Source organism: Tsukamurella sp. TY48, assembly GCF_019656655.1.
GTDB lineage: Bacteria > Actinomycetota > Actinomycetes > Mycobacteriales > Mycobacteriaceae > Tsukamurella > Tsukamurella strandjordii.
The window spans coordinates 2712409-2729189 of the sequence record NZ_BPMV01000001.1 but is presented as its reverse complement, the minus strand read 5'-3'; the positions used below and the strand labels follow the sequence as shown (position 1 = coordinate 2729189).

The 16781-nt window shown below is 69.6% G+C and carries 22 protein-coding genes; 5 read left to right on the top strand and 17 right to left on the bottom strand.

The window, feature by feature from the left end:
- Positions 1-45: 45 nt before the first annotated feature.
- Genes TTY48_RS13345 through rplN form a run of 4 tightly spaced genes read right to left on the bottom strand, consistent with a single transcriptional unit; the run spans position 46 to position 1476 of the window.
- The gene (locus tag TTY48_RS13345; RefSeq protein WP_220657948.1) at positions 46-231 is read right to left on the bottom strand and encodes a type Z 30S ribosomal protein S14; all 186 of its coding nucleotides are present in this window, start codon (positions 229-231) and stop codon (positions 46-48) included.
- Between the two features lie 3 nt (positions 232-234).
- Positions 235-798, bottom strand: a complete 564-nt coding sequence (gene rplE, locus TTY48_RS13340; RefSeq protein WP_220657947.1) for a 50S ribosomal protein L5 — start codon at positions 796-798, stop codon at positions 235-237.
- A 1-nt stretch (position 799) separates the two neighbouring features.
- Positions 800-1105, bottom strand: coding sequence for a 50S ribosomal protein L24 (rplX, locus tag TTY48_RS13335; RefSeq protein WP_220657946.1), 306 nt, complete (start codon positions 1103-1105; stop codon positions 800-802).
- Positions 1106-1107: 2 nt separating this feature from the next.
- Positions 1108-1476: a 50S ribosomal protein L14 gene (gene rplN / locus TTY48_RS13330; protein WP_146561181.1), complete on the bottom strand. Its 369-nt coding sequence runs from the start codon at positions 1474-1476 to the stop codon at positions 1108-1110.
- Between the two features lie 247 nt (positions 1477-1723).
- On the opposite strand from rplN, the gene TTY48_RS13325 reads away from it, so the two are divergent.
- From TTY48_RS13325 to TTY48_RS21375, 3 genes are all read left to right on the top strand, one after another.
- Positions 1724-2875, top strand: a complete 1152-nt coding sequence (locus TTY48_RS13325; RefSeq protein WP_220657945.1) for a hypothetical protein — start codon at positions 1724-1726, stop codon at positions 2873-2875.
- A gap of 128 nt (positions 2876-3003) precedes the next feature.
- Positions 3004-3633: a hypothetical protein gene (locus TTY48_RS13320; protein ID WP_220657944.1), complete on the top strand. Its 630-nt coding sequence runs from the start codon at positions 3004-3006 to the stop codon at positions 3631-3633.
- Complete coding sequence (locus tag TTY48_RS21375; protein ID WP_255585668.1) at positions 3630-6968, top strand: helicase HerA domain-containing protein; 3339 nt, start codon at positions 3630-3632, stop codon at positions 6966-6968. The genes TTY48_RS13320 and TTY48_RS21375 overlap by 4 nt, the downstream gene beginning before the upstream one ends.
- Before the next feature lie 85 nt (positions 6969-7053).
- Here TTY48_RS21375 and TTY48_RS13310 read toward each other — a convergent pair whose 3' ends face one another.
- Positions 7054-8430 carry a DEAD/DEAH box helicase gene (locus tag TTY48_RS13310; protein WP_255585761.1) on the bottom strand — a complete coding sequence of 459 codons (1377 nt, stop codon included), beginning with the start codon at positions 8428-8430 and terminating at the stop codon, positions 7054-7056.
- A gap of 374 nt (positions 8431-8804) precedes the next feature.
- On the opposite strand from TTY48_RS13310, the gene TTY48_RS13305 reads away from it, so the two are divergent.
- Positions 8805-9341: a hypothetical protein gene (locus TTY48_RS13305; RefSeq protein ID WP_220657942.1), complete on the top strand. Its 537-nt coding sequence runs from the start codon at positions 8805-8807 to the stop codon at positions 9339-9341.
- A 73-nt stretch (positions 9342-9414) separates the two neighbouring features.
- Here the strand turns inward: TTY48_RS13305 and rpsQ are convergent, their stop codons facing one another.
- Genes rpsQ through rpsJ form a run of 11 tightly spaced genes read right to left on the bottom strand, consistent with a single transcriptional unit; the run spans position 9415 to position 14636 of the window.
- The gene (gene rpsQ / locus TTY48_RS13300; RefSeq protein WP_220657941.1) at positions 9415-9699 is read right to left on the bottom strand and encodes a 30S ribosomal protein S17; all 285 of its coding nucleotides are present in this window, start codon (positions 9697-9699) and stop codon (positions 9415-9417) included.
- Positions 9696-9926, bottom strand: coding sequence for a 50S ribosomal protein L29 (gene rpmC / locus TTY48_RS13295; protein WP_013128010.1), 231 nt, complete (start codon positions 9924-9926; stop codon positions 9696-9698). Before rpmC ends, rpsQ begins: the two co-directional genes overlap by 4 nt.
- On the bottom strand, positions 9926-10342 hold the full coding sequence (gene rplP / locus TTY48_RS13290; RefSeq protein WP_013128011.1) for a 50S ribosomal protein L16: 417 nt from the start codon (positions 10340-10342) through the stop codon (positions 9926-9928). The genes rpmC and rplP overlap by 1 nt, the downstream gene beginning before the upstream one ends.
- Before the next feature lie 4 nt (positions 10343-10346).
- Positions 10347-11153, bottom strand: a complete 807-nt coding sequence (rpsC, locus tag TTY48_RS13285) for a 30S ribosomal protein S3 (RefSeq protein ID WP_013128012.1) — start codon at positions 11151-11153, stop codon at positions 10347-10349.
- 2 nt (positions 11154-11155) lie between these two features.
- Entirely contained in the window at positions 11156-11560 is a 405-nt protein-coding gene (rplV, locus tag TTY48_RS13280; RefSeq protein ID WP_220657940.1) for a 50S ribosomal protein L22, read from the bottom strand.
- The gene (rpsS, locus tag TTY48_RS13275; RefSeq protein WP_220657939.1) at positions 11560-11841 is read right to left on the bottom strand and encodes a 30S ribosomal protein S19; all 282 of its coding nucleotides are present in this window, start codon (positions 11839-11841) and stop codon (positions 11560-11562) included. The genes rplV and rpsS overlap by 1 nt, the downstream gene beginning before the upstream one ends.
- A gap of 14 nt (positions 11842-11855) precedes the next feature.
- A complete protein-coding gene (gene rplB, locus TTY48_RS13270) occupies positions 11856-12692 on the bottom strand; it encodes a 50S ribosomal protein L2 (protein ID WP_220657938.1) in 837 nt (278 codons plus the stop codon).
- Positions 12693-13004, bottom strand: coding sequence for a 50S ribosomal protein L23 (gene rplW / locus TTY48_RS13265; RefSeq protein WP_220657937.1), 312 nt, complete (start codon positions 13002-13004; stop codon positions 12693-12695). It lies immediately after the preceding gene.
- Entirely contained in the window at positions 13004-13657 is a 654-nt protein-coding gene (gene rplD, locus TTY48_RS13260; RefSeq protein ID WP_220657936.1) for a 50S ribosomal protein L4, read from the bottom strand. The genes rplW and rplD overlap by 1 nt, the downstream gene beginning before the upstream one ends.
- Positions 13654-14310, bottom strand: coding sequence for a 50S ribosomal protein L3 (gene rplC, locus TTY48_RS13255; protein ID WP_220657935.1), 657 nt, complete (start codon positions 14308-14310; stop codon positions 13654-13656). Before rplC ends, rplD begins: the two co-directional genes overlap by 4 nt.
- A gap of 20 nt (positions 14311-14330) precedes the next feature.
- Positions 14331-14636, bottom strand: coding sequence for a 30S ribosomal protein S10 (gene rpsJ / locus TTY48_RS13250; protein WP_003883485.1), 306 nt, complete (start codon positions 14634-14636; stop codon positions 14331-14333).
- A 413-nt stretch (positions 14637-15049) separates the two neighbouring features.
- Here rpsJ and TTY48_RS13245 point away from each other — a divergent pair, with 413 nt between their 5' ends.
- Positions 15050-16033: a S9 family peptidase gene (locus TTY48_RS13245; RefSeq protein WP_220657934.1), complete on the top strand. Its 984-nt coding sequence runs from the start codon at positions 15050-15052 to the stop codon at positions 16031-16033.
- Here TTY48_RS13245 and TTY48_RS21370 read toward each other — a convergent pair whose 3' ends face one another.
- A complete protein-coding gene (locus TTY48_RS21370) occupies positions 16034-16708 on the bottom strand; it encodes a hypothetical protein (protein WP_255585667.1) in 675 nt (224 codons plus the stop codon).
- Positions 16709-16781: the final 73 nt, after the last annotated feature.

The window sequence follows — 16781 nt, the reverse complement described above, 5'->3', positions numbered from 1 at the left end:
GAGGCGCGCCCTCGCGTGAATCGGGTTCCCGTTACCGGGAACTACTCACCAGCTGCTCTTGTGCACACCGGGGAGCTCGCCCGCGTGCGCCATCTCGCGCAGGCAGATACGGCAGAGGCCGAACTTACGGAACACCGAGTGCGGCCGGCCGCACTTGTTGCAACGGGTGTACGCGCGAACGGCGAACTTCGGCTTCTTGTTGGCCTTGTTGACCAGCGCCTTCTTTGCCATGGCTCAGTTCTCCTTGAAGGGGAAGCCGAGGTGCTTGAGCAGCGCGCGGCCTTCCTCATTGTTGGTGGCAGTGGTGACGACGGTGATGTCCATACCGCGCGGGCGGTCGATCTTGTCCACGTCGATCTCGTGGAACATCGACTGCTCGTTCAGGCCGAACGTGTAGTTGCCATTGCCGTCGAACTGGTTGCCGTTGAGGCCGCGGAAGTCGCGGATACGGGGCAGCGCGATCGAGGTGAGGCGATCGAGGAACTCCCACATGCGGTCGCCGCGCAGCGTGACGCGCGCACCGATCGGCATGCCCTCACGCAGCTTGAACTGCGCGATGGACTTGCGGGCCTTGCGGACCTCCGGCTTCTGGCCGGTGATCAGCTCGAGGTCCTTGATGGCGCCGTTGATCAGCTTGGCGTCGCGGGCGGCGTCGCCGACGCCCATGTTGACGACGACCTTGACCACGCCGGGGATCTGCATGACGTTGTCGTAGTTGAACTCGGTGTTCAGCGCGTCCTTGATCTCGGCGCGGTAGCGCGCCTTCAGGCGCGGCTGAGTCTTCTCAGAGGTAGTCATCTCAGATGTCCTTCCCGTTCTTGCGGGAAATCCGCACGCGCTTGCCGGTCTCCTCGTCGGTCCGGTAGCCCACGCGGGTCGGGTTACCGTCCGAGTCGACGACCATCACGTTGGAGACGTGGATCGGGGCTTCCTTGACCTCGATCCCGCCCTGCGCGGTGGCGGAAGTGCTGGTGTGCTTCTTGATCCGGTTGACGCCCTCGACGAGGACCTTGTCGGCCTTCGGGAAGGACTCGACGACCTTGCCCTTAGCGCCCTTGTCGGGTCCCGAGATCACGAGAACGGTGTCGCCCTTGTGCACCTTCATGGTTAGAGCACCTCCGGAGCCAGCGAGACGATCTTCATGAACTTCTTGTCGCGCAGCTCGCGGCCGACCGGGCCGAAGATGCGGGTGCCACGAGGATCGTTGTCGTTCTTGATGATGACGGCGGCGTTCTCATCGAACTTGATGTACGAGCCGTCCGGACGGCGGCGCTCCTTGGCGGTGCGCACGATCACGGCCTTGACGACCTCGCCGCGCTTGACGTTGCCGCCGGGGATCGCGTCCTTGACGGTGGCGACGATGACGTCACCGATGCCGGCGTAGCGGCGCGAGCTGCCACCGAGCACGCGGATGCAAAGGATTTCCTTCGCCCCGGTGTTGTCGGCGACACGCACTCGCGATTCCTGCTGAATCACTAGCTTGTCTCCTCAGACCTGGATTTTCATGCGCGCCGGATTACCGACCCGAACACGCGCGGTCCGTCACCCGACGCGCGAGGCGACAGGCAACCCGTCCATGATAGGCGAAACCGCAGGTCAGTTTCAAATCGTTCCTGGGCGGCACCGCGGCGCGCCCGCGCCCGCCGATCGGCGGACCGTCGACCCGCAATACCGGCCATTCGTCCGATGCCGGTGCACCCCCTGCCGCACCAGGCTCAGGACCATGAAACGCCACCGCTACGTACCGCTGACCCTCGTCGTCCTCGCCTCCCTGCTGGTCGGGCTGACCGCCGGATGCTCCACCATCGACGAACCCGCTCCCGCGCCCCCGCCCGCACGCAGCGACACCGTCGTCCAACCGCGCGCCTTCGATTCGAAGGTCTGGCAGAGCCTCCCCGAGACCGACCGGCAGTTGTTCACCCAGCTCGCGTTCATCACCCGCACCTTCACCGAGCGCGCCGGCGAGATCTGGGCGCCCGCGTTCCGGCCGGACCGGCAACCGCGGGTGCTCGGCGCCCTGCCTGCGGGCGCCAAGAAGCCCACGTACGCCTACGCCATCGGCCACCCGAACCCGACCGCCCTCGGGAAGGCCACCCCCGTCGACCTCCCGAAGGAGCTGGGCCTGCAGCCGGTGTACCGGATCGATTCCGGCCCCGGAATCGACGCCCTCGCCGAGGTCCCCTTCTTCGCCGTCGACAACGGCGTGATCAGCTACAACTACGGTCCCGGCGCCCGGGATACCTGGGACCCGACGAAGTGGCTGTTGTCCCGGGTGGACGTGCACGAGGCCTTCCACACGTACCAGGGCACCTTCGGCCTCGCCCCCGGCCAGGAGGACCCGATGACCTACCCCCGCGATCCCGCCTCCGTGCACGCTCTCGCCCTCGTGGAGGACCGCGTACTGGCGCAGCCCGCGACCACCGCCGACGATGCGCGCGCCACCCTGCGCAGCTTCCTCGCCCTCCGCGCCACCCGCTATCAGCAGCAGCCCGGCGTGCGCGCAGTGGAACGGGAGCAGGAGAGCTACGAGGGAACCGCCCGCTTCGCCGAGGACGCCTTCGTCACCGAGGGCGGCCAGGACGACGACCACCCGAACCGCGTTCCCGACGACTCGCGTGACCTGTTCAACTACCTCACGGGCAACCGCAGTTACCAGGTGGGGGCCGTCCTGGGACGCCTGCTGGAGCGCACGAACGGCACCGCGTGGCGCGACCGGATCGTCGCGGGTGCGAGCCCGTACGAGGCCGTGCAGCAGCTCATCGGCGATCCGGCGCCCGAGGAGCGCGACCGCCTGGTCGCCGCGGCGAAGCAGCAGTACGGCTACGACCAGCTGCTGGACAAGGTGATTCGGGCCGACCTGCCCTCGGTGCGGTGATCCGCTCGCCCGGGGCCCGCCGGACCGCGTAGCGTCGCCGGTGTGGGTCCGGGCGCGGCCGGCCGGGCCACGGACCATACTTTCCGGTGACGGGCGATCACGGGCGGACGCCGCCGAAGGGGGACGAGATGAGCGAGCTCACCGCGGGGCTCACCGGCACGGAGGCGTCGGCGCTGCTGGTGCTGGCCGCGGTGGCCGGCCCCGTCCGCAATCCCGATCTCAAGCAGCTCGGCCCGGCCCTGGAGGCACGCTCACGCGCCAAGCTGGTGCAGCGCGGCCTGCTGGAGGTGACCGACGGTGCGCGCCGGTCCACGGTGCTCGCCCTCACCGACCGCGGCTGGGCCGCCGCCGCCGAGCTGCTGGAGTCCGATCCCCCGGCGGGCAGCGCACCGTCGACCCGGGCACTGTTCACCCTGGCGGGCGGGCTGGGCCGGTACCTGCGCCGCGAATCCCTCGCCCTGGGCGAGGTGCTGTTGCCGGCCACCGGTGCGGGCGGCGCCGTGACCGGCGAGACGATCCGCGCCGCCTACCAGCGCGCGGCGGCCCGGCCCGGGGCCTGGCTCACCCTGCGAGAACTGCGGGCGAACCTGCCCGACCTGCCGCGCGACGCCGTCGATGCGGCGCTGCGCGAGCTGTATCCGGAACCGGGGGTCGACATCGTGGCCGAGGACAATCTCAAGGCGCTCACCGCGGACGATCGCGCCGCCGCGCTGATCCTGGGCGGCCGTGAGCTGCACGCGATCCGAGTGACCCGATGAGCCTCACCGACGACCAGCGCGCGGCGCTGCGTTCCGTCCGGCTGAACTGGGCGCCCACCTACGAGGAGGTGTGGGACTCAGCCACCGATCTGCACGTGGACGGCCTGCACACCGATGTCTGGGACGACCTCGAGGACTCGCTGGGCGACGCGGTGGCCTCCACCGGACCCTGCCCCACCGGCCTGGTGATCACCGGCAACGCGGGCACGGGAAAGACGCACCTGCTCACCCGGTTCCGCGACGAGGTGCAGAGCCACGGCCACTACTTCGTGCTGCTGGAGCTGCTGGACTCGTCGGACTTCTGGCGCGCGGCGCTCACCTCGCTGCGCAGCTCGCTGCTGCGGCCCGCCCGCGATCATCCGACCCAGCTGGCGCAGCTGATCTGGCTGCTGTCCGACGAGGCCGGGCTCTCCCGCGCGCAGCGCCGCGAGTTCTCCGGCGACGCCGCCCCCACCCCGGACACGCTCGACGCGCTCGTCACGGCCATGTCGAACCGGCGGCCGCAGGTGCGCCAGTACCACGGCGTGCTACGCGCCCTGGTGCTGCTGGCCTCCCCGGATTCGCGTCTGGCCGATCTGGGTTCGGCCTTCCTCGACGACATCGAGGTCGAGGAGACGGCGGCGGAGCGGCTGCACTGGGGCCTGCCCGCGCACGGCTTCCCGGCCGTGGAAACAGTGCGCGCGATCTCCGCCTTCCTCGCCGAGACCGGCGCCACCGTGTTCGCGGTCGACCAGATCGACACGCTGCTCGCGCAGTCCGCCGCCACCCTGGGCGCCCCCGGCGCCGAGGGACCGGCCGGGGAGAACGAGGTGGTCGAGCAGATCGGCCACGGCCTGATGGCGCTGCGGCAGGGCCTGTACCGCACCGTGACCGTGGCCTGCATGCTGCCCACCGCCTGGGAGACGCTGCAGACCCGCGCCACCGCCTCGGTGGCCGATCGGTTCCGCGTGGTGGGCCCGCTCAAATCGCTGCCCGACGGTGCCGTGGCCCGCGCCATCGTCGAGCGCCGGCTCACCGCCGCGTACCGGGCGAAGGAGTTCACGCCGCCCCACCCCACCTGGCCGGTGGCGCCCGAGGCCTTCGCGACCGCCGTGCACCACACCCCGCGCGACCTGCTGACCCGCGTCGACGGGCACATCCGCTCCTGTCTCGCCACGCATTCGGTGTTCGAGCTGACCTCCTTCGAGGACGGTGCCGCCCGCCCCGTACCGGCCGCGGCTGCGGTCCGTCCCGTTGAACCGGTGGCGGTGGCCCCCGAGGATCTGCTGACGAAGCTGGACGCCGAATTCGAGGCATTGCGGGTGCGCGCCCGAGTCGGCGAGGTCGCCACCGATCAGGCCGCGGCCGACGGTGCGATGGCCCACCTGCTCAATGCCGGACTGCGGGCGTGGACCCGCGAGGACGGTGGCGAAGGCTTCCAGATCGAGCGCGGCGGAAGGCAACTCGATGCGCGGCTGCGGCGGCGCCTCGCCGGCCGGACCGAGGACGAGCAGCACTGGGCCTTCCGCGCGGTGCCCGCGGCGAACCCGGTGGCGGTGACCAACCGGGTGCAGTCCGCGGCGATCGGCGCGGGCCTGGTGGCCGGGCAGGACCGCCGCCAACTCTTCCTGCTGCGCTCCACGCCGTGGCCCACCAGCCCCAAGGCATCGGCGGTGATCGCGGATGCGATCGAGCGCGGCGCCCAGCAATTACCCTTGGACGAGGGTGATCTCGCGACACTGGAGGCGCTCGGCCGGTTGATCGATCGCGCGCCCGATGGCCTCGACGAGTGGCTCACGGCGCGGCGTCCGGCGCACGGCCTGCGACTGTTCGCCGGGTTGGAGGCGAAACCCGGTGCGGTGCATGATCGGTCGAATGCGGCAACGAACGCCGCCCGCCGGGCCCGCGCACTGGTCCCCGGCGACGCCGTGGGCAAGGTGGGCGGACTGTCCAGCGCGATGGCCGATCTCATGTTCTCCGGCACCCCGGCACCCGCCCGCCCGGAACCCGTCCGCTCCGAACCGGCCCGCCCGGAACCCGCCCGCCCCGAGCCCGCGGCACCGTCGAGCGCCGGACCGGCCGGACCGCTGCCCGCCGCCCCGGAGCAGCCGATCGCGCTGGGCCTCGCCCCGGACGAGCGGGCTATCGCCGTGAACCCGGCCGACCTGCGCAAGCACGTCGCGATCTTCGCGGGCTCCGGCTCGGGCAAGACGGTGCTGATCCGCCGGCTCATCGAGGAGTGCGCGCTGCGTGGTACCTCGGCGATCGTGCTGGACCCCAACAACGACCTCTCCCGCCTCGGTGAGGCCTGGCCGCAGGCACCGTCGGGCTGGTGGCCGGGCGATGCCGACCGGGCCGACGCCTACCTCGGCGACACCGAGGTGGTGGTGTGGACGCCGAACCGCCCGTCCGCCAGACCGCTGGTGCTGCAGCCGATCCCGGACTTCGCCGCGCTGCGCGCCGGGATGGACGGCACCGACCTGGAGGCGCAGGAGGCCCGCGAGGGCTTCGCCATGGCCGTCGAGGCGTGCGCGAGCGCGCTGGAACAGCACGTGGGACTGTCCGGCCAGCGGCGCGAACAGCAGCGCGCGATCCTGCGCGAATCGCTCACCGCGTACGGGCGGCAGGCCGACCGGTCCACCGTGCAGGGATTCATCGCCTTCCTGCGCGACTGGGACGCCGACCGCAGCCAGTTGCCCAGCGCCGACAAGCTGGCACCGGATATGGCGAACAACCTGCAGGCGGCGCTGATCAACAATCCGCTGCTGGGCGGCGAGGGGCAGGCGGTCGACCCATCGGCACTGCTCACCCCGAGTACCGGCAATCGGGCACGGATCTCGGTGATCAGCCTGATCGGGCTGCCGGACGAGACGCAGCGCCAGACCTTCGTCTCGCAGCTGCAACTCGCGCTGTTCTCGTGGATCAAGCGGCACCCCGCGGGCGATCGTCCGCTGGGCTGGCTGCTGGTGATGGACGAGGCGCAGCAGATCGCGCCGTCGGGGGCCGTGAAGCCGTCCACCGAATCGACGCTACTGCTGGCCTCCCAGGCCCGCAAGTACGGGCTCGGGCTGGTCTTCGCGACCCAGTCCCCCACCGGCCTGCACAACAAGATCGTCGGCAACAGCGCCACCCACCTGTACGGGAAACTCAATGCGCCCGTGCAGATCCAGGCGGCGAAGGATCTGGCGGCGGCCCGCGGCGGCCGGATCGACGCCATCGGCGGCCTCGGCCCCGGCGACTTCTACCTGGGCACCGGCAACGACACCATCCGGCTGCACGCACCGATGTGCCTGAGCCATCATCCGGCCACCCCGCCCACCGAGGACGAGGTGCTCCGGATCAGCCGCGAGGGCTGAGTCCCGCACCCGGAAAACGCGAACGCACCCCGCGTACGGGGTGCGTTCGAGTGGAGCGGATGCGATGCGCGCCAGGCGCGTCGGATCAGCCCGCCGGGCGGGTGGCGCGACGACGCTGCTGCTGGCCGCCGCGCGACTGCTGCGCACCGCGGGACTGCTGCGTGCCGCGGGACTGTCCGGCACCGCTGCGCTGCTGGCCGCCGCGGGGCTGACCGTCGCGCGACTGGCCGCCACGGCCACCGGGGTGCGGCTCACCGCGACGCGACCGCGGCGGACGCGCCTGCTGCTGCCCACCGGAGGACCGACGACGCGGCTGCTGCTGCGGCGCGGGCTCGGGTGCGGGCGTGACGAACGGGGCGGGCTCCCCCACCAGATCGGTGACGACCGGCGCCGTGGCGGTCACGGCGACCGGGCGGGCGCTGATATCGGCCTTCTTCAGCAGCGCCACGGTGTCGCGCTTCTGCTCGGAGAGCATCACGGTGACCACGGTGCCGGCGCTGCCGGCGCGGGCGGTGCGGCCGCTGCGGTGCAGGTAGGCCTTGTGCTCGGCCGGCGGGTCGACGTGCACGACCAGCTCGATGTCGTCCACGTGCACGCCGCGGGCGGCGATGTCGGTGGCCACGAGCACGCGGGCGGTGCCGGTGCTGAAGGCCTCCAGGTTGCGGTCGCGCTGCGGCTGGCTGAGGTTGCCGTGCAGATCACGTGCGGGGATGCCCTGCGCGGTGAGCTGCTTGGCCAGCTTCTTGGCCTGGTGCTTGGTGCGGGTGAACAGGATGCGGCGGCCCATGCCGGAGGCGAGCACGCGCACCAGCTCGGTCTTGTCGTCCTTGCCGCTCACCTCGAAGACGTGGTGGGTCATATCGGCCACCGGCGAGTTCTCCGGGTCGACCGAGTGCATCACGGGCTCGGAGAGGAACTTGCGGACCAGCTTGTCGACGCCGTTGTCCAGCGTCGCCGAGAACAGCATGCGCTGGCCGTCGGACGGGGTGGCGGCCAGGATCCGGGTCACCACGGGCAGGAAGCCGAGGTCGGCCATGTGGTCGGCCTCGTCGAGCACGGTGACGGCCACGTCGGACAGGTCGACGATGCGCTGGCGCATCAGGTCCTCGAGGCGGCCCGGGCAGGCCACCACGATGTCGACGCCGTTGCCGAGCGCCTGCTCCTGGCGGGACTGCTTGACGCCGCCGAAGATGGTGGTCACGTTGAGGCCCAGGGCCTTGGCCAGCGGCTCGACGGTGGCGGTGATCTGGGTGGCCAGCTCGCGGGTGGGCGCGAGCACGAGGCCCACGGGGCGGCCGGGACGGCGCCGCGAGCCGCGGGCCTTGTCGACGGCCACGACGAGCGGGATGGCGAAGGCCAGGGTCTTGCCGGAGCCGGTCTTGCCGCGGCCGAGCACATCGCGGCCGGCCAGGGTGTCGGGCAGGGTGTCGGCCTGGATGGGGAAGGGCGTGGGCCGGTCCATCGCGACCAGGGCGTCGACGACGTCGGCGGGCACGCCGAGATCGGTGAAAGAGGGTGCGGACACAGTTGTAGTCAAGGTGCGCTTGTACCTAACGGTGGTGGGTGGCGAAGGCGGCGGTGGCCGCGTCCGTTCGCCGCAAGAAAAGAACCGGGAGGCGTCTTCGAACCGCGGGTGCGGCGAGACGGCTGGGGCCCGGGAGCCCTACGACGGCGCGGAACGTTAGCGTTCCGCATCACCTACCAGCATAGCACCCGTGCGAGCAGGTGCGTGCATCCCGAAAACCGGGAGTGGCAGGGCTCTCGCCTGCGCCGCCACCACCGTGACAATATGTGACGAAGGCGCGGCTTTTCCGCCGCGCCGGGGGAGGAACAACGATGACAACTGTGAAGGGCAGGGCGGCGGGGGCGCTGGCCGTGATCGGTGCGGTGGCCGCGCTGGCGGGGTGTGCGACGGTGCCGGGCACCGGCTCCGCGAATCCCAGCGATGTCGCGGCGTACCAGACCACGCTCGCATCCTCGCGCGCGGCGGCCGCGGATTCCGCGGGTAAGTCGGCGTGCCGGGCCTGGCGCGCGGGTTACGACACCCGCCGGCCCGCATCCGAAGCCACCATCACGTTCACCAAGGGTGATCCGTACTGGACCTGGGAGGGCATCGCCGGCCTGATGTCGGCGAACTTCGCCGCGATCGCCACCGAAACCGGGAAGCTGCCCGCGATCATCACGACCGCGGACCCGAATCCCAGCATCCGCGCGCTGCTCGTCGACTACAAGTCCAAGCTCGACGCCTACGCGGATGCGCTGCGAGCCGATCAGGCGGCACGCGGCGCCGAGGATCAGACCTGGCCCAAGACCAATCCCGCGAACAGTGCGCTCACCGCGGCGGCGAACGCACTCATCGCCTCCTGCGGCTGATGACAACGACGAAACCCCGGTTCTTCCTCGCGGAAGAGCCGGGGTTTCGAGTCTGTGCGGTGTGAAACCGGCCTTACTTGGCCTTCTCCAGCACCTCCACCAGACGCCAGTGCTTGCTGGCGCTCAGCGGACGGGTCTCCATGATCCGGACGCGGTCACCCACGCCGGCGAGGCCCTCTTCGTCATGCGCCTTCACCTTGGAGGTGGTGCGGATGATCTTGCCGTACAGGGCGTGCTTCACACGGTCCTCGAGCTCGACGACGATGGTCTTCTCCATCTTGTCGGACACGACGTACCCGATACGGACCTTGCGGCTGTTGCGCTGCTCGGTGGTCACATTGCTTCCGTTCTCGCTCATGCGGCGTCACCCTCCGGACCCGAGGCCAGGCCGAGCTCCCGCTCGCGCAGGATCGTGTAGATCCGGGCGATATCGGTACGCACGGTGCGCAGGCGACGGTTGTTGCTCATCTGTCCGGTGGCCATCTGGAAGCGCAGGTTGAACAGCTCTTCCTTAGCCTCGCGCAGCTTCTCCACCAGCTCGTCCGCGGTGAGACCGCGGAGATCAGCGGCGACGGTGTTCGACATCAGAACTGCTCCTCTCGGGTCACGATGCGGGTCTTGCAGGGGAGCTTGTGCTGCGCGCGGCGCAGGGCCTCGCGAGCGATCTGCTCATTGGGGTAGGTCATCTCGAACATCACGCGACCGGGCTTGACGTTCGCCACCCACCACTCGGGCGAACCCTTACCGGAACCCATGCGGGTCTCGGCGGGCTTCTTGGTGAGCGGGCGGTCCGGGAAGATGTTGATCCAGACCTTGCCGCCACGCTTGATGTGGCGGTTGATGGCGATACGAGCGGACTCGATCTGACGGTTGGTGATGTAGGCGGGCTCGAGAGCCTGGATGCCGTAGTCACCGAACGCCACAGTGGTGCCACCCTTGGCGGCGCCGGAGCGCTTGGGGTGGTGCTGCTTGCGGTGCTTCACCCGACGGGGGATCAACATGGCGTCAGCCCTCCTGGTTGGTCGTTGCCGGAGCCGCCGTCACAGCCTCGTCACCGGCGCGGCCGGCCTCGGTGCTGGTGGCGGTGGTGCCCGACGCGCCGCTACGACGCGGGCGCTGCGGGCGCTCGCGGCGCGGGCCACGACGGTCATCGTTGTTCGACGGGGCGGCCAGCTCGCGCCGGCCACCGACGACATCGCCCTTGTAGATCCACACCTTGACGCCGATCCGCCCGAAGGTGGTCTTCGCCTCGTGCAGGCCGTAGTCGATGTCGGCGCGCAGCGTGTGCAGGGGCACACGGCCCTCGCGGTAGAACTCGCTGCGGCTCATCTCAGCGCCGCCCAGGCGGCCGGAGCACTGCACCCGGATGCCCTTGACGTTCGGCTGACGCATCGCCGACTGGATCGCCTTGCGCATCGCGCGGCGGAACGCCACGCGGTTGCTCAGCTGCTCCGCGATGCCCTGCGCGACGAGCTGGGCGTCGGCCTCGGAGTTCTTCACCTCGAGGATGTTCAGCTGAACCTGCTTGCCGGTCAGCTTCTCCAGCTCGGAGCGGATGCGGTCGGCCTCCGCGCCGCGGCGGCCGATCACGATGCCGGGACGCGCGGTGTGGATGTCCACACGCACACGGTCGCGGGTGCGCTCGATCTCGATCTTGCTGATGCCGGCGCGCTCGAGGCCGTCGGTCAGCTTCTTACGGATCGCGACGTCTTCCTTGACGTACTCGGCGTACTGCTTGTCGGCGTACCAGCGGGACTTCCAGTCCGTGGTGATGCCAAGGCGGAAGCCGTGGGGGTTGATTTTCTGACCCATGCTTACGCTCCCTTCCGGCTGTTACGGCTGGCGGCGGGCTTCTTCGACTCCTGCGACTCCACCACGATGGTGATGTGGCTGGTGCGCTTGCGGATCCGGTACGCGCGGCCCTGGGCACGCGGCTGGATGCGCTTCATGGTCGGACCCTCGTTGGCGTACGCCTCCGAGACGACCAGGGTGCGCGGGTCGATGCCCAGGTTGTTCTGCGCGTTGGCGATCGCCGAGGCGAGCACCTTGGCGACCGGCTCGCTCGCCGCCTGCGGCGCGAACCGCAGGATGGCCAGCGCCTGCTCGGCGTCCTTACCGCGGACCAGATCGATCACGCGGCGCGCCTTCATCGGCGTGACGCGAACGAACTTGGCGGTCGCGGACGCGGTCGGGTTGGTGGTGGCTGCTTCGTTGCTCATTAGCGGCGCTTCGCCTTCCGGTCGTCCTTGATGTGGCCCTTGAACGTCCGCGTGGGCGCGAACTCGCCCAGCTTGTGACCGACCATGTTGTCCGAGACGAACACCGGCACGTGCTTGCGACCGTCATGGACGGCGAAGGTGTGACCGATGAAGTCGGGGATGATGGTCGAGCGGCGCGACCAGGTCTTGATGACCTGCTTGGTGCCCTTCTCGTTCTGGACGTCGACCTTCGCGAGGAGGTGGTCGTCGACGAACGGGCCCTTCTTGAGGCTGCGTGGCATTCTCTAACTCCCTCCTAGCGCTTGTTCTTGCCGGACTTGCGACGGCGGACGATCATCTTGTCGCTCGCCTTGTTCTTGCGGGTGCGGCCCTCGGGCTTACCCCACGGGCTCACCGGGTGACGGCCACCGGAGGTCTTACCCTCACCACCGCCGTGCGGGTGATCGACCGGGTTCATGACGACACCACGGACGGTCGGGCGCTTGCCCTTCCACCGCATACGGCCGGCCTTGCCCCAGTTGATGTTGCTCTGCTCGGCGTTGCCCACCTCGCCGACGGTGGCGCGGCAGCGCACGTCGACGCGACGGATCTCGCCCGAGGGCATACGCAGGGTCGCGTACGCGCCCTCCTTGCCCAGCAGCTGGATGCTGGCACCGGCCGAGCGGGCCATCTTGGCACCGCCACCGGGACGCAGCTCGACGGCGTGGATCACGGTGCCGGCGGGGATGTTGCGCAGCGGCAGGGCGTTGCCCGGCTTGATGTCGGCGTTCGGGCCCGACTCGACGATGTCGCCCTGCTTCAGGTCCTTGGGGGCGAGGATGTAGCGCTTCTCGCCGTCCAAGTAGTGCAGCAGTGCGATCCGCGAGGTGCGGTTCGGGTCGTACTCGATGTGCGCGACCTTGGCGTTGATGCCGTCCTTGTCGTGACGACGGAAGTCGATCAGACGGTAGGCACGCTTGTGGCCGCCACCCTTGTGCCGGGTGGTGATGCGGCCGTGCGCGTTACGGCCACCACGGCCGTGCAGCGGACGGATCAGCGACTTCTCCGGGGTCGAACGCGTGATCTCGTCGAAGGTCGAGCCCGACGAGCCGCGGCGACCCGGAGTGGTCGGCTTGTACTTGCGGATAGCCATTTAGCTTGCCCCTCCGAAGATATCGATGGGCTTGCTGTCGGCGCTCAGGGTCACGATGGCGCGCTTGGTGCTCTTGCGCTGTCCGTAACCGGCGCGAGTGCGCTTGCGCTTGCCCGGGCGGTTCAGGGTGTTCACGTTGACGACCTTGACGCCGAAGACCTGCTCCACGGCGATCTTGATCTGCGTCTTGTTCGCCTCCGGGTGCACCAGGAAGGTGTACGTGTTGTCCTCGATCAGGCCGTAGGCCTTCTCGGAGATCACCGGAGCGAGCAGGATGTCCCGCGGGTCGGCGGGGATGGTTGCGGTAGCCATCAGGCGTTCGCCTCCTCGGTCTTCGATGCGCTCGCGATGAACGAACCCAGAGCCTCGCGGCTGAACACCAGATCATCGGCGTCGAGGACGTCGTAGGTGTTGAGCTGGTCGGGGTAGATCCACTTCGCGTTCGGCAGGTTCTGCACGCTGCGCTGCGCGGTCAGGTCCTCGCGGCCGACGACCACGAGGAACTTCTTGCGCTCGGACAGCTGAGCGAGGAACTGGCGCGCGGTCTTGGTCGACGCCTCCTGGCCGGCCACCAGCTCGGTGACGACGTGGATGCGATCCTCGCGAACCCGATCGGTGAGGGCACCGCGCAGGGCGGCGGCCTTCATCTTCTTCGGGGTGCGCTGGCTGTAATCACGCGGCTGCGGGCCGTGGACGGTGCCACCACCGGCGAACTGCGGCGCACGGGTCGAGCCCTGACGGGCGCGGCCGGTGCCCTTCTGGCGGTACGGCTTGCGTCCACCGCCGCGGACCTCGCCGCGGGTCTTGGTGGAGTGCGTGCCGGCACGTGCAGCGGCGAGCTGCGCGATGACCACCTGGTGCATCAGAGCGATGTTCGGCTCCACGTCGAAGATCGCGGCGGGAAGCTCGACGGTGCCGTCGGTCTTGCCGTCGGCGGACTTCACATCGAGAGTCAGCTTGCTCATGCGCGAGCACCACCCTTCACAGCGGTACGGACCATCACGAGGCCGCCCTTGCGACCGGGGATGGCGCCCTTGATCAGCAGGACGCCGGCGTCGGCGTCCACCTTGAACACGGTGAGGTTCTGCGTGGTCACCTTGTCGGAGCCCATGCGGCCGGCCATGCGGACGCCCTTGAAGACGCGGCCCGGGGTGGCGCAGCCACCGATGGAACCGGGGGCACGGTGCACGGCCTGTGCGCCGTGGCTGGCGCCGAGACCGGCGAAGCCGTGGCGCTTCATGACGCCGGCGTAGCCCTTGCCCTTGCTGATGCCGGTGACGTCGACGAAGTTGCCGTCCTCGAAGACATCGGCACCCAGCTCCTGGCCGACCTCGTAATCGGAGGTGTCGGCGATCCGGAGCTCAGCGATGTGGCGGCGCGGGGTGACGCCGGCCTTGGCGAACTGGCCCGAGACGGGCTTGTTCACCTTGCGCGGGTCGATGGCGCCGAAGGCGATCTGGACGGCGTCGTAGCCGTCGGTGGCCTCGGTACGGATCTGGGTCACGACGTTCGGCCCGGCCTTGACGACGGTCACCGGGACGACCCGGTTGTTCTCGTCGAAGACCTGGGTCATGCCGAGCTTGGTGCCCAGGATTCCCTTGATCTTGTTCTCAGTCATTATCAGTTCTCCGCAGCCGCTTACTGGATGTTCACGTCGACGCTCGCCGGCAGGTCGATGCGCATGAGCGCGTCGACCGTCTTCGGCGTCGGGTCCAGGATGTCGATAAGCCGCTTGTGGGTACGCATCTCGAAGTGCTCCCGCGAGTCCTTGTACTTGTGCGGCGAGCGGATGACGCAGTACACGTTCTTCTCCGTCGGCAGCGGCACGGGACCGACGACACTGGCGCCGGTGCGGGTCACGGTCTCAACGATCTTCCGAGCAGACGCGTCGATCGCCTCATGGTCATAGGCCTTGAGCCTGATGCGGATCTTCTGTCCCGCCACGCTGTGTCCTCTTCCGTCAAGTGTTCACGTTTTGCCTGCACACTTCACAGCTCTTGCAACCGCCGCCCGTAGGCGGCCCGTCTCGCACTCGGCGAGAACGTTGAGTCGATCGACGCTGTTCATGTGTCAAATTGCTCCGGTCCACGCGGTCGGGCGTGTCGCACTGTCGCTCAAGTTCCACCCCGGGAATTTCCTTCTCAGGGCGGTCCCATCGGACCGGATGGCACCCGCGAGGGGGGCCAAGCGATACCTTCCCGCACACGTCGTAGCCGCAACAGACCACGCCGCCCGCGGAAGGCAACCTGACCAGTATGCACCGGATGCGCCTCAGGTTCAAATCCGCGGCTCTCCCCCGGCCGTGATCCACCGCACGTCGCCACCGCCGGGAGCCGATGCTCTGGAAGAATTCGAGTATGACCAAGCAGCGCGCCGCGCAGAAGCTCGGCGCGCTGATCCTGGTGGGGTCTCTGGGCGCCGGGATGTCCGGCTGCACTATCGGCCCCGTCGACCCGTCGGCGCCCAGCTCCTCCGCGGCGTCGGAGTCGGTCGCGCCGGTGCGCGACGATTCGGTGCGCTACACCTACCCGGCGCCGAACGCCGATCCCGCGCAGAACTACGGCCGGCTCTACCTGCCACCGGGCCGGCACGCCCGGGGCAGCGTGCCCGTGGTGGTGCTGATCCACGGCGGCGGATGGAAGGCCCGCGCCACCGAGCGCTACATGGCCGACGTGGCCCGCGCCCTGCAGTCCTCGGGACTCGCGGTGTGGAACATCGAGTACCGGCGCGTGGGCTCCGGCGGCGGCTGGCCCACCACCTTCACCGATGTGGGCAACGCGGTCGACTTCGTCCCCACGCTCGCGCACCGCGTGCGCGAACTGGATGCGTCGAACGTGATCTTCGTCGGACACTCGGCCGGCGGGCAGCTCGCCGCCTGGGCGGCGACCCGGCGCACCCTCCCCCAGGGCGCACCCGGCGTCACCTGGCCCCCGGGCGGAGCGCCGGCGATGGTGCCCCGCGGTTTCGTCTCCATGGCCGGGGTGCTGGACATGCGCACCTCGTCCCGGATGAACGACCACGTGAAGATGGTGCTGGGCGGCATGCCCGATCAGGTGCCGGACCGGTACGCCCTGGCCAATCCGATCCAGCGGCTCGATCCGGGGATGCCCGCGGTGGCGCTCACCGGCACCAAGGACGGCATCGTCCCGGCGCAGGAGTCGGTGGAGTTCGTCCAGGCCGCCCAGGCCGCCGGGGAGCCGGCGCTGCTGGTCTCGCTCGACGGTGCCACGCACGGCACGCCCGTCAACGTAAAGTCGCAGTGGTGGCCCACGATCCAGGACACCATCGTCCGGCTGGCCACCCGCGGCTTCGACGATCTGGCGGCGAATCCGCCGCGGTGATCAGGTTCCGGCGAACCAGGCCTTCGCCGAAGCGGTCCCCCACAGCAGGATCGGCACCGCGATCGTCGCCACGACCCCCCAGCAGGTGAACAGCATCAGCGCGGCGGCCACCGTCGCGAAGATCGCGGCGGCCTTGCTGCGCTTGAGCAGCAGCAGCGTTCCGCCGGCGATCCCGCCGATGGCGATCACGAGCGTGACGATCGCGGTGACGACCACGATCGTGGAGAGCGTGGACTCGTCGAGGCCCGGTGTCGCGAGGGCACTGCCGCCGATGATCAGGTTGGACACCTGCAGCAGGGTGACGATCACGCCGATGATGATGAGGATCAGTGCCGCCGCGAGCACGGTGCCGGGGCGCGTCATCGGCACCGGGCCGCCGAATCCGGGTGCCTGGGGGTAACCGGGCTGCGGGTAGGACGGGTAGCCGGGTTGCTGGCCGTAGGGGTTCTGCTCGTACGGCTGTCCGGGCTGCTGTCCGTAGGGATTCTGCTGGTAGGGCTGGCCGTACGGGTTCTGCTCGTAGGGCTGTTGCCCGTAGGGGCTCTGGCCGTACGGGTCCTGCCCCTGGGGCTGCTGGCCGTACGGCTGCTGACTGTACTGCGGCTGCCCGTAGTGGGTCGGGCCGTACGGATCGCCGCCCGGCGGAGTCCCGCCGTACTGATTCGGATCGCTCATGCCTGTCTTTCCTCCCCGTGTCGTCGACCAATTGTGCAGTACATCCGCCCGCGGCGCGCGAACTTACCGCAGA

Excerpts from the sequence above, each read along its gene's own strand:
- TTY48_RS21375 (WP_255585668.1), top strand. The coding sequence starts at position 3,630 with ATGAGCCTCACCGACGACCAGCGCGCGGCGCTGCGTTCCGTCCGGCTG.
- rplB (WP_220657938.1), bottom strand. The coding sequence starts at position 12,692 with ATGGCTATCCGCAAGTACAAGCCGACCACTCCGGGTCGCCGCGGCTCG.
- TTY48_RS13245 (WP_220657934.1), top strand. The coding sequence starts at position 15,050 with ATGACCAAGCAGCGCGCCGCGCAGAAGCTCGGCGCGCTGATCCTGGTG.
- rpsC (WP_013128012.1), bottom strand. The coding sequence starts at position 11,153 with ATGGGTCAGAAAATCAACCCCCACGGCTTCCGCCTTGGCATCACCACG.
- TTY48_RS13325 (WP_220657945.1), top strand. The coding sequence starts at position 1,724 with ATGAAACGCCACCGCTACGTACCGCTGACCCTCGTCGTCCTCGCCTCC.
- rplV (WP_220657940.1), bottom strand. The coding sequence starts at position 11,560 with ATGAGCAACGAAGCAGCCACCACCAACCCGACCGCGTCCGCGACCGCC.
- rplD (WP_220657936.1), bottom strand. The coding sequence starts at position 13,657 with ATGAGCAAGCTGACTCTCGATGTGAAGTCCGCCGACGGCAAGACCGAC.
- rplW (WP_220657937.1), bottom strand. The coding sequence starts at position 13,004 with ATGGCTACCGCAACCATCCCCGCCGACCCGCGGGACATCCTGCTCGCT.
- rpsQ (WP_220657941.1), bottom strand. The coding sequence starts at position 9,699 with ATGAGCGAGAACGGAAGCAATGTGACCACCGAGCAGCGCAACAGCCGC.
- rplX (WP_220657946.1), bottom strand. The coding sequence starts at position 1,105 with ATGAAGGTGCACAAGGGCGACACCGTTCTCGTGATCTCGGGACCCGAC.
- TTY48_RS13345 (WP_220657948.1), bottom strand. The coding sequence starts at position 231 with ATGGCAAAGAAGGCGCTGGTCAACAAGGCCAACAAGAAGCCGAAGTTC.
- rplE (WP_220657947.1), bottom strand. The coding sequence starts at position 798 with ATGACTACCTCTGAGAAGACTCAGCCGCGCCTGAAGGCGCGCTACCGC.
- rplP (WP_013128011.1), bottom strand. The coding sequence starts at position 10,342 with ATGTTGATCCCCCGTCGGGTGAAGCACCGCAAGCAGCACCACCCCAAG.
- rpsS (WP_220657939.1), bottom strand. The coding sequence starts at position 11,841 with ATGCCACGCAGCCTCAAGAAGGGCCCGTTCGTCGACGACCACCTCCTC.
- rplC (WP_220657935.1), bottom strand. The coding sequence starts at position 14,310 with ATGACTGAGAACAAGATCAAGGGAATCCTGGGCACCAAGCTCGGCATG.
- rpmC (WP_013128010.1), bottom strand. The coding sequence starts at position 9,926 with ATGTCGAACACCGTCGCCGCTGATCTCCGCGGTCTCACCGCGGACGAG.
- TTY48_RS21370 (WP_255585667.1), bottom strand. The coding sequence starts at position 16,708 with ATGAGCGATCCGAATCAGTACGGCGGGACTCCGCCGGGCGGCGATCCG.
- TTY48_RS13305 (WP_220657942.1), top strand. The coding sequence starts at position 8,805 with ATGACAACTGTGAAGGGCAGGGCGGCGGGGGCGCTGGCCGTGATCGGT.
- TTY48_RS13320 (WP_220657944.1), top strand. The coding sequence starts at position 3,004 with ATGAGCGAGCTCACCGCGGGGCTCACCGGCACGGAGGCGTCGGCGCTG.
- TTY48_RS13310 (WP_255585761.1), bottom strand. The coding sequence starts at position 8,430 with ATGGACCGGCCCACGCCCTTCCCCATCCAGGCCGACACCCTGCCCGAC.